Genomic DNA, 10,100 nt, shown 5'->3' on the forward strand with positions numbered 1-10,100 from the left:
CTATGGAATTCACGATTCAACACTTTATTGCGCTTGCGCCATTGTTGATCACCAGCGCCACGATCATCGTGGTGATGCTGGCTATCGCCTGGCGCCGCAACCACTCCCAGACCTTCCTGCTGTCGGTGGCGGGTCTGAACCTGGCTTTGCTGTCGATCCTGCCGGCCTTGAAAGTCGCGCCACTGGCCGTGACCCCACTGCTGCAGATCGACACCTTCGCCTGCCTGTACATGGCGCTGATCCTGGTCGCCACCCTCGCCTGTGTAACCCTCGCCCACGCCTACCTCGGCGATGGCGGTTCGGGTTACCCGGGCAACCGTGAAGAACTGTACCTGCTGATCCTGATGGCCGCCGCCGGTGGCCTGGTTCTGGTCAGCGCGCAACACCTGGCCGGCTTGTTCATCGGTCTGGAGCTGCTGTCGGTACCGGTCTACGGTCTGGTGGCCTACGCCTTCTTCAACAAGCGTTCGCTGGAAGCCGGCATCAAGTACATGGTGCTGTCGGCGGCCGGTTCCGCGTTCCTGCTGTTCGGTATGGCCCTGCTCTACGCTGACGCCGGCTCCCTGAGCTTCGTCGGCATCGGCCAGGCCCTGGCGGCCACCGGCATGCCGAGCTCGCTGGCGCAACTGGGTCTGGGCATGATGCTGATCGGCCTGGCGTTCAAACTGTCGCTGGTTCCGTTCCACCTCTGGACCCCGGACGTCTACGAAGGTGCTCCGGCACCGGTAGCGGCGTTCCTGGCAACCGCTTCGAAGGTCGCAGTGTTCGCGGTGATGGTGCGTCTGTTCCAGATCTCGCCAGCGGCGAGCAGCGGCGTGCTGAGCAACGTACTGACCATCATCGCCATCGCGTCGATCCTGTTCGGTAACCTGCTGGCCCTGACCCAGAGCAACCTCAAGCGTCTGCTGGGTTACTCGTCCATCGCTCACTTCGGTTACCTGCTGATCGCCCTGGTGGCGAGCAAGGGTCTGGCCGTGGAAGCCATCGGCGTGTACCTGGTCACCTACGTGATCACCAGCCTCGGCGCCTTCGGCGTGATCACCCTGATGTCCTCGCCGTACAACGGTCGTGACGCGGATGCCCTGTACGAATACCGCGGCCTGTTCTGGCGCCGTCCGTACCTGACCGCCGTTCTGACCGTGATGATGCTGTCCCTGGCCGGCATCCCGCTGACCGCGGGCTTCATCGGCAAGTTCTACATCATCGCCACCGGTGTCGAGTCGCACCAATGGTGGCTGGTCGGTTCCCTGGTACTGGGTAGCGCCATCGGCGTGTTCTACTACCTGCGCGTCATGGTCACCCTGTACCTGATCGAACCTAACCTGCGCCGCCACGATGCACAGCTGCACTGGGAACAAAAGGCAGGCGGCGTGATGCTGCTGGCCATCGCTCTCGTAGCGTTCTTCCTCGGTGTGTATCCACAGCCGCTGCTGAACCTTGTTCAGCAATCGGGTCTGGCGGGTTGATCGCCTAGGCACTTTAGGCAGTAAACAGAAACGGCACCTTCGGGTGCCGTTTTTGCGTTTGTAGGATTTGTTACTGCTGCCCTCCCCTCCTTCTGCAATTCCCGAAAGCTCTGGCGAAATTGCTAGTTTCGTCCTACAGCGGAAAATCGATCATTGGGTTTATCGTTTGCGGCTTCAGAATGGAGTAACCAAAAGGAGAGGGAATGATGATACGCGACATCTTCCATGAATTGATGGACGGCCTCGAATCTTTGGCAGAGGACCGCCAACAAACGACTTCAACGCGACCCTATAACGCTAAAACTACCCATATGTCACTCATTTGCTCCGAGGCCCAGTGCGACTTTGCAGGTCAAAAAAATTCTGGCTATATTTGTCCAGAATACGGGAGGCAAATCATGATCATTGTTCCGCTGGCCGAGGCCAAAAACAATTTATCCAAACTGGTCGATGACGCCGCCGCAGGAAAAGTCATCACGATCGCCAAACACGGCCGCCCCCTTGCCCGCCTGGTTCCAGTGGAACGGCCACGCGGTCAACGAATCGGCGCGATGAAAGGCAAACTCGTCCTTGCCGAGGACTTCGATGCGGCGCTGCCAGACGACTTGCTGGATGCCTTCGAAGGGCACCACGCTTGAGGGTCTTGCTGGATACTCATGTTCTGCTCTGGGCATTGGCCGACGATCAGAAGTTATCTGAAAAAGCGCGAATGCTCATAAACAACGCCGCAGAAATCTACGTCAGCGCCGCGAGTTTCTGGGAAATAGCGATCAAGGTTGGCTTGGGGAAGCTGAGCGTTGATCTGGAAGAAATTCGCCAATACTGCCTCGAGAGTGGATTCATTGAATTGCCGGTTACGTCGGAGCACGCCATAGCGGTGAAGGATCTCGAACCCCATCATCGAGACCCGTTCGACCGACTCATCGTGGCGACCGCCATGACCGAACCCATGAAGCTTCTGACTTCGGACACGATCATGACCAGATACACGCCGTTGGCGATATTGGTTTGATGCACAACAAAGAACGGCACCTCCGGGTGCCGTTTTGCATTTTGGAGGTCCAACAGATCGAACTCTGTGCATCGGTCTGAAGAACCGGAAAACACCACAGGAAAATTCGCTGCACACAACCCGCAAAGGATCATGAAGAGCCTGCCCGCGACGAACGAACTACTCAACAAACAGAAATTTCATACAGGTCATTTAACCCGTTAGCCGAAGCAAAAGGCTCGCTGACTCCCACAACGTCCGAAATTGTTCAGCCCCGTCGTCAACCACCCATTGATGTGTACATATTTCCACTCACCGGAAACAACGACACTGAAACGTCCAGTCATTTTTGACCACCCCACTTTCAGTTCATACAGTCGCTGCCCCGCCCTCCTGTAGGAGCGAGCTTGAACGCGATGGTCGTCAACGATGACGTTGGGCATCTGGCACCCCGCGGTGCCTCGGCCACCATCGCGAGCAAGCTCGCTCCTACAGAGGGCATTCGTTTTTCAGGGAGTGAAAAATGGTGAACAGCGGCTATTACCCGACCGACGACGGTCATCAGCTCTTTTGGCAACGGTATGGCACGCCGGGTGGCGAACCGATCTTTTTCCTGCATGGCGGACCCGGGGGCTATTGCAATCCGCTGCACCTGGAGCTCTTCGACGAGCGAATGTTTGACATCATCCTGTTCGACCAGCGCGGCTGTGGCCGCTCCATGCCCCCCGGGGAACTGCGGATGAACGACACCGCGCATTGCGTCGAGGACATCGATGGTCTGCGCCGGCACCTGGGCTTCGAAAAAATCAGTCTGCTGGGCGTGTCCTGGGGAAGCTGGTTGGCCGCTCAATACCAGCGGCGCTATCCCGAAGCGGTGCTGAAAACCACGATGATCTCGATCCTCGTACCCTTCGCGGAAAACTTCAGCGCCAGCGACAGAGCCTTGCGTGAAGGCCTGTCGGCAGTACCTCAAGGCACCTGCGCCCCCACTGCCGAAGCGCTGTACCAGATACTGAACAATGGCTGTGACATGCAGCAGAAACAGGCGGCCCTGCATTGGTTGAAGGCGACACTGCACTTGAGCGGGCAATCGATGCCCGACGATGCACTGGAAAAGCTCGCGGACGAAGAAGTGGTGCGCACCATGCGCCTGAAATTGCACTACCACGTGAATCGCTACTTCTTCACACGTGCAGACGAAACGCTCTCACTCAATGACAACACGGAAGTGATTCAGAGCATTGGCGACGGTCTCGGCATGGCCAGCGTTCGTTGGCTACGCCAGCGCCATCCACTGCGGTGCCGTCTGCTGCGTGCCGGAAACAATGCGCTGGAACCCGGCACACTCAAAGCCGTGCGCCAATCGCTGAAACGCAAAATTGTCCCTTAAAGAAAACGGCACCCGAAGGTGCCGTTCCACTTTGTCACTGAGAGCCTTATTTACGCGCCTCCGCCCACGACTTCAGCAGCTCGTTGTAGCCCACGGTTTCGCCCTGAGGCTTCTCGTTAGCCAGTTTCGGCTTCGGTGCGCCCGGCTGGTCGAACCAGTATTGTGCGTCGCGCTCCGGATTCATTTTCGGCGCGCAGGTGGCCTGTGCCTTCGAACGTTCCAGACGGGTCATGATCGCGTCCTGATCCTTGGCCAGTCCGTCCAGTGCCTGTTGCGGGGTTTTCTCGCCGCTTGCAGCTTCGGCGATATGGCTCCACCACAGTTGCGCCAGACGTGGATAGTCCGGCACGTTGGTCCCGGTCGGAGACCATTGCACACGGGCCGGGCTGCGGTAGAACTCAACAAGACCACCGAGTTTCGGTGCCAGGTCGGTCATTGCCTGGGAGTTGATGTCCGACTCGCGGATCGGCGTCAGGCCGACGATGGTTTTCTTCAGCGAAACGGTTTTCGACGTCACGAACTGCGCGTACAGCCAGGCCGCGAGTTTCTGTTTCTCAGGCGTGGACTTCATGAAGGTCCAGGAACCCACGTCCTGATACCCAAGCTTCATGCCCTCTTCCCAGTAAGGTCCCTTCGGCGAAGGCGCCATGCGCCATTTCGGCGTGCCATCGGCATTCATCACCGCCAGGCCAGGCTTGGTCATGTCGGCAGTGAACGCGGTGTACCAGAAGATCTGCTGGGCGATGTTGCCCTGGGACGGTACCGGACCCGATTCGGAGAAGGTCATGCCTGCCGCTTCCGGTGGCGCGTACTTCTTCAGCCAGTCGACGTATTTGGTGGTGGCGAACACCGCCGCCGGACCGTTGGTGTCGCCACCGCGGGTCACGCTGGAACCTACCGGATGGCAGTCCTCCACGCGGATGCCCCACTCGTCCACCGGCAAGCCGTTGGGGATGCCCTTGTCGCCGCCACCGGCCATGGAGAACCAGGCATCGGTGAAGCGCCAGCCCAGGGACGGGTCTTTCTTGCCGTAGTCCATGTGCCCGTAGACACGCTTGCCGTCGATTTCCTTGACGTCTTCGCTGAAGAACTTGGCGATATCTTCATAGGCCGACCAGTTGATCGGCACGCCCAGCTCGTAGCCGTACTTCTCCTTGAACTTGGCCTTGAGGTCCGGACGTTCGAACCAGTCGGCACGGAACCAATACAGGTTGGCGAACTGCTGGTCAGGCAATTGATAGATCTTGCCGTCGGGCGCGGTGGTGAAGGAGATACCGATGAAGTCCTTGATATCCAGGGTCGGCGAGGTGAAGTTCTTGCCTTCGTTGGCCATCAGGTCGGTGATCGATTCGGTCTTGCCGTAGCGGAAGTGCGTACCGATCAGGTCCGAGTCGTTGACCCAGCCGTCATAGATGTTCTTGTCCGACTGCATCACCGTCTGCATCTTTTCCACCACGTCGCCTTCCTGCAGCAGATCGTGGGTCAGCTTGATCCCGGTGATTTCACTGAACGCCTTGGCCAGGACCTTGGACTCGTACTCGTGGGTGGCGATGGTTTCCGACACCACCTTGATGTTCATCCCGCGGAACGGTTCGGCCGCCTTGATGAACCACTTCAGTTCTTCCAGCTGTTGATCGGCCGTCAGCGTGGACGGCTTGAATTCGCTTCCAATCCATTTCTTCGCAGCATCTTCGTAAGCATCGGCCCAGGCCGAAGCGCTCAAACCGCTGAGTGCCAGCAGGGCTGCCAATGAAATGCTATGTCGCAGCTTATTGTTTTTGTCGAACATAGAGACCTCCTGTTTAATTTTCGGAGCAACATTGCCGAGCGATTCGACTAGCCCCAACGCATCACCACCAACAGCCACACCAGGGACAACGCGAACGCTACCCAGATGCTCCAGTCGGTCACGCCGATTACCAGCAAATGCAGGTAGGCGCTGCCGAGAAGACCGATAAACAAGCGATCGCCACGAGTGGTGGCAATCGGCAGAAAACCTCGCCGAAGGACGCTCGGCGATCGCAACTCCCAGGTGGTCATGACCACCAGGATCAAACCGATCACGCAGAAAAATGCCGCCGTCGGGACGGTCCAGCTCATCCATTCCATCATCAGTTCCTCATACCCGGCCCAGGGCAAAGCCCTTGGCCACATGGTTGCGAACAAACCAGATCACCAGCATGCCCGGCAGAATGGTCAGCACCCCCGCCGCCGCCAGCACGCCCCAGTCGATACCGGAGGCCGAGACGGTGCGGGTCATCACCGCCGCGATCGGTTTGGCGTTGACCGACGTCAAGGTGCGCGCCAGCAGCAGTTCGACCCAGGAAAACATGAAGCAGAAAAACGCCGTCACGCCGATGCCGGAGCCGATCAGGGGGATGAAAATCTTCACGAAGAACTTGGGGAAACTGTAGCCGTCGATGTAGGCCGTTTCGTCGATTTCTTTCGGAACGCCAGACATGAAGCCTTCGAGAATCCACACCGCCAAAGGGACGTTGAACAGGCAGTGCGCCAGTGCCACGGCGATGTGGGTGTCGAACAGACCGATCGAGGAATACAGCTGGAAGAACGGCAGCAGGAACACTGCCGGCGGTGCCATGCGGTTGGTCAGCAGCCAGAAGAACAGGTGCTTGTCACCCAGGAAGCGGTAGCGCGAAAACGCATAGGCCGCCGGCAACGCCACGGTCAGGGAAATGATCGTGTTCAGCGTCACGTAGTACGCCGAGTTGATGTAACCGTTGTACCAGCTCGGATCGGTGAAGATCACCTTGTAGTTCGCCAAGGTGAAATCCTGTGGGAAAAGTGTCAATCCGCCGAGGATTTCGGTGTTGCTCTTGAAGGACATGTTCAACAGCCAGTAGATCGGCACCAGCACGAACAGAATGTACAGCAGCAGTGGAATCAGCTTTCTCTTGCTCATGGCGCGGGCCTCAACGGTTGGCGTCAGAGTGAGTCATGGCGGTGTAGAACAGCCAGGACACCAACAGGATGATCAGGAAGTACACCAGCGAAAACGCTGCCGCCGGCCCCAGGTCGAATTGGCCTACAGCCATTTGGGTAAGGGTCTGGCTGAGGAAGGTCGTGGCGTTGCCCGGCCCGCCGCCGGTCAGCACGAACGGCTCGGTGTAGATCATGAAACTGTCCATGAAGCGCAGCATCACCGCGATCAGCAGTACGCTCTTGAGCTTGGGCAACTGGATGTGCCGGAACACCGCCCAGGCCGAGGCCCGGTCGATTCGCGCCGCCTGGTAGTACACGTCCGGAATGGCTCGCAGGCCCGAGAAGCACAACAGCGCCACCAGCGACGTCCAGTGCCAGACGTCCATCACCAGCACCGTGACCCAGGCGTCCATGGTGTTGGCCGCATAGTTGTAGCTGATGCCCATGCCGTTGAGCGCCGAACCGAGCAGGCCGATGTCGGCGCGACCGAAGATCTGCCAGATGGTGCCGACCACGTTCCACGGGATCAGCAGCGGGATCGCCATAACGATCAGCACCAACGACGACCAGCGGCCCTTGGTCGGCATGGTCAGTGCGATGGCGATCCCCAGGGGAATTTCGATCAGCAGCACGCAGGCCGAATAGATGAACTGACGCAGCAGCGAGTCATGCAGGCGCGGGTCGAGCAGCACCTGCTTGTACCAGTCGGCGCCGACGAAGTAGCGGCTGGACTGGTCGAAGATGTCCTGCACCGAATAGTTGACCACGGTCATCATCGGGATCACCGCACTGAACGCCACCAGCAGGAACACCGGCAACACCAGCCACCAGGCCTTGTTGTTCTGCACCTTGTTCATGGCTGCACCTCCCCGATCGCTTGCGTTTGCAGCAGGAACTCGTCGGCATAGACCATCAGCCACTGCGCCGGAAAACTGATGTAGGCCGTGCCTTCGGGCACCGGTTTGTCTTCGGCCAGGCGGACCTTGAGCGGCACACCGTCGAGATTGAGGGTCATGATCTTGTAGGTGCCCAGGTCTTCGACGTGTACGACTTTTGCCTGCAGCGCGTCTTCGAAGGGTTCTTCCCACACATGGACGAACTCGGGGCGAATGCCGACTTTCAGGGTTTGCCAGGTGGTCTCGGCGATGCGCTTCTGCATGGCCTCCGACAACGGCAGATGAGTCGAGGCAAAACCGACACCGCCCGGTTGCGGCTGCACGTCGATCAGGTTCATGCCGGGGCTGCCGATGAAGTAGCCGACGAAGGTATGGCTCGGCCGCTCGAACAATTCCCGCGGCGTACCGAACTGCACGATTTGCCCGCCGTACATCACCGCGATCTTGTCGGCGAAGGTCGAGGCCTCCAGCTGATCGTGGGTGACGTAGACCATGGTGATGTTGAACTGCTCGTGGATCTGCTTGAGCTTGCGCCGCAGCTTCCACTTCAGGTGCGGGTCGATCACCGTCAGCGGCTCGTCGAACAGGATCGCCGACACGTCGTCACGCACCAGGCCACGGCCCATGGAGACTTTCTGTTTTTCGTCGGCGGTGAGGTTGCGGGCCTTTTTGTTCAGCAGGTTCTGCAGGTCGAGGACTTCGGCGATTTCCTGGACCTTGGTGTGAATTTTCGCCTCGGCCATGCCCTGGTTGCGCAACGGAAAAGCCAGGTTGTCGAACACCGTCATGGTGTCGTAGACCACCGGGAACTGGAAAACCTGGGCGATGTTGCGCTTCTCCGGCGTCAGGTCGTTGACCGCCTTGCCGTCGAACAGCACATGGCCCTGGGATGGGCTGAGCAGGCCGGAAATGATGTTGAGCAAGGTCGACTTGCCGCAGCCCGACGGGCCGAGCAAGGCAAACGCGCCGCCCTGCTCCCAGATGTGGTCCATCTCGCGGATCGCGTAATCCTCAGGGCCACTCGGCGTGCTGGTGTAGCTGTGGGCGAGGTTCTGCAAACGGATTTCGGCCATCAGGCAACCCTCGCGACACGCCGGCCCGGCGCCTGAACCAGGCGCCCCTGCGTATCGAACACAAACAGTTTATGGGTCGGGATGTAGATGCGGATCGGCGCATCGACGTCGTATTCGTGAACGCCGGGCAGGTGCAGCACCAGCAGGAAATGCTCGTTGCGCACGTGCAGAAAGGTTTCCGAGCCGCTGATTTCGGCGACTTCGACAGTCACCGCCAGTTCCAGGTCGTCGTCGTTGCTCGGCACCAGCGAGATATGGCTGGGGCGCACGCCGAAGCGGAATTCGCCTTCGCCCACGGGCCGTAAGTCGACGTTCAACGGGAAGTGAACGAAATTGGCGAAGCTCACTTCGTTGCCGGCGATACGCCCGGGCATCAGATTGATCGGCGGCTCGGAGAACAACTCAGCCGCAAGTACCGTCTGTGGTTGGTGATAGACGGAAGAAGATTGGCCGCTCTGAATCACCCGGCCTTCGTGAAGAATGGTGGTGGTACCGCCCAGGGCCAGCGCTTCGTTCGGCTCGGTGGTGGCGTAGATGGCGATGGTGTGGCGCGCCTTGAACAGCTCGCGCATTTCCTGGCGCAGCTCTTCGCGCAGCTTGTAGTCGAGGTTGACCAGAGGCTCATCGAACAGGATCAGTTCGGCATCCTTGACCAGCGCCCGGGCCATGGCCGTGCGCTGTTGCTGGCCGCCGGAGAGTTCCAGGGGGTAGCGCTTGAGGAATTTCTCGATGCGCAACATCTTCGCGGTTTCCAGCACCTTGCTCTGGATCTGCTCGTTGGACACACCGGCCTGGCGTAGCGGCGAGGCGATGTTCTCGAAGACGGTCATGGTCGGGTAATTGATGAACTGCTGATAGACCATCGACACATTGCGCAGACGCACCGGGCGCTGGGTGACATCGACGCCGTTCATCAGCACGCGACCACTGTCGGGCTTGTCCAGCCCGGCCATCAGGCGCATGAGACTGGTCTTGCCGGACAGCGTACGTCCCAGCAAAACGTTGAAAGATCCGGGTTCGAAACTGAGGCACGCATCGTCAATCCAGGTCTGGCCCTCGACGGTGCGGCTGACATGCTCCAGGGTTAATGACATGGCTCGGCCTTTTTTATTTTTTGGAGTCAAGCGACCGGAGCTAGATAGCGACATTCGTGCCAGAAATCGCATGTTATTGATAAAGCTGAAGATTATTGAAAATTAAGGGCGATTGGCTTTCGATGCTGAACACAAATGAACAGTTGGGACTGAACAACTGAACACTTCGGCGATTGACAATGAACATTAGTGAACAACACTCTACAGACTGTTCAGTTGCTTGTAGGAGCACGGCTTGCCGGCGAAGGCG

At 58.9% G+C, this 10,100-nt stretch carries 10 protein-coding genes; 4 read left to right on the top strand and 6 right to left on the bottom strand.

The genetic code is table 11. The features are described from left to right. The first annotated feature begins 2 nt into the window (after positions 1 to 2). The 4 genes from nuoN to K9857_RS18785 all read left to right on the top strand — a co-directional run bounded on the left by nuoN (position 3) and on the right by K9857_RS18785 (position 3,847). Positions 3 to 1,466: an NADH-quinone oxidoreductase subunit NuoN gene (nuoN, locus tag K9857_RS18770; protein ID WP_224538169.1), complete on the top strand. Its 1,464-nt coding sequence runs from the start codon at positions 3 to 5 to the stop codon at positions 1,464 to 1,466. A gap of 311 nt (positions 1,467 to 1,777) precedes the next feature. Continuing rightward, entirely contained in the window at positions 1,778 to 2,104 is a 327-nt protein-coding gene (locus K9857_RS18775; RefSeq protein ID WP_411961582.1) for a type II toxin-antitoxin system Phd/YefM family antitoxin, read from the top strand. After that, positions 2,101 to 2,478 carry a type II toxin-antitoxin system VapC family toxin gene (locus tag K9857_RS18780; protein ID WP_224538171.1) on the top strand — a complete coding sequence of 126 codons (378 nt, stop codon included), beginning with the start codon at positions 2,101 to 2,103 and terminating at the stop codon, positions 2,476 to 2,478. Before K9857_RS18775 ends, K9857_RS18780 begins: the two co-directional genes overlap by 4 nt. A 502-nt stretch (positions 2,479 to 2,980) precedes the next feature. Further along, positions 2,981 to 3,847, top strand: coding sequence for an alpha/beta fold hydrolase (locus tag K9857_RS18785; RefSeq protein ID WP_224538173.1), 867 nt, complete (start codon positions 2,981 to 2,983; stop codon positions 3,845 to 3,847). Positions 3,848 to 3,893: 46 nt separating this feature from the next. On the opposite strand, the gene K9857_RS18790 is transcribed toward K9857_RS18785, so the two are convergent. The 6 genes from K9857_RS18790 to K9857_RS18815 are packed head-to-tail and all read right to left on the bottom strand — an operon-like array spanning position 3,894 to position 9,850. Further along, positions 3,894 to 5,636, bottom strand: a complete 1,743-nt coding sequence (locus tag K9857_RS18790) for an ABC transporter substrate-binding protein (protein ID WP_175377392.1) — start codon at positions 5,634 to 5,636, stop codon at positions 3,894 to 3,896. Between the two features lie 47 nt (positions 5,637 to 5,683). Beyond that, positions 5,684 to 5,956 carry a DUF2160 domain-containing protein gene (locus K9857_RS18795; protein WP_175377393.1) on the bottom strand — a complete coding sequence of 91 codons (273 nt, stop codon included), beginning with the start codon at positions 5,954 to 5,956 and terminating at the stop codon, positions 5,684 to 5,686. Between the two features lie 10 nt (positions 5,957 to 5,966). Further along, positions 5,967 to 6,767 carry a carbohydrate ABC transporter permease gene (locus K9857_RS18800; RefSeq protein ID WP_224538174.1) on the bottom strand — a complete coding sequence of 267 codons (801 nt, stop codon included), beginning with the start codon at positions 6,765 to 6,767 and terminating at the stop codon, positions 5,967 to 5,969. Positions 6,768 to 6,777: 10 nt separating this feature from the next. Next, on the bottom strand, positions 6,778 to 7,644 hold the full coding sequence (locus tag K9857_RS18805; RefSeq protein ID WP_224538176.1) for a carbohydrate ABC transporter permease: 867 nt from the start codon (positions 7,642 to 7,644) through the stop codon (positions 6,778 to 6,780). Further along, positions 7,641 to 8,756 (bottom strand): ABC transporter ATP-binding protein, encoded by a 1,116-nt coding sequence (locus tag K9857_RS18810; protein ID WP_224538178.1) that lies wholly within the window; start codon positions 8,754 to 8,756, stop codon positions 7,641 to 7,643. The genes K9857_RS18805 and K9857_RS18810 overlap by 4 nt, the downstream gene beginning before the upstream one ends. Beyond that, entirely contained in the window at positions 8,756 to 9,850 is a 1,095-nt protein-coding gene (locus K9857_RS18815; RefSeq protein ID WP_224538179.1) for an ABC transporter ATP-binding protein, read from the bottom strand. Before K9857_RS18815 ends, K9857_RS18810 begins: the two co-directional genes overlap by 1 nt. Between the last annotated feature and the right edge of the window lie 250 nt (positions 9,851 to 10,100).

It is taken from the genome of Pseudomonas sp. REP124 (assembly GCF_020164475.1).
Lineage (GTDB): Bacteria > Pseudomonadota > Gammaproteobacteria > Pseudomonadales > Pseudomonadaceae > Aquipseudomonas.

Bases quoted from the DNA above. Each gene is read 5' to 3' on its own strand.
- K9857_RS18815 (WP_224538179.1), bottom strand. From the start codon at position 9,850: ATGTCATTAACCCTGGAGCATGTCAGCCGCACCGTCGAGGGCCAGACC.
- K9857_RS18790 (WP_175377392.1), bottom strand. From the start codon at position 5,636: ATGTTCGACAAAAACAATAAGCTGCGACATAGCATTTCATTGGCAGCC.
- K9857_RS18800 (WP_224538174.1), bottom strand. From the start codon at position 6,767: ATGAGCAAGAGAAAGCTGATTCCACTGCTGCTGTACATTCTGTTCGTG.
- K9857_RS18775 (WP_411961582.1), top strand. From the start codon at position 1,778: ATGTCACTCATTTGCTCCGAGGCCCAGTGCGACTTTGCAGGTCAAAAA.
- K9857_RS18795 (WP_175377393.1), bottom strand. From the start codon at position 5,956: ATGGAATGGATGAGCTGGACCGTCCCGACGGCGGCATTTTTCTGCGTG.
- K9857_RS18785 (WP_224538173.1), top strand. From the start codon at position 2,981: ATGGTGAACAGCGGCTATTACCCGACCGACGACGGTCATCAGCTCTTT.
- nuoN (WP_224538169.1), top strand. From the start codon at position 3: ATGGAATTCACGATTCAACACTTTATTGCGCTTGCGCCATTGTTGATC.
- K9857_RS18805 (WP_224538176.1), bottom strand. From the start codon at position 7,644: ATGAACAAGGTGCAGAACAACAAGGCCTGGTGGCTGGTGTTGCCGGTG.
- K9857_RS18810 (WP_224538178.1), bottom strand. From the start codon at position 8,756: ATGGCCGAAATCCGTTTGCAGAACCTCGCCCACAGCTACACCAGCACG.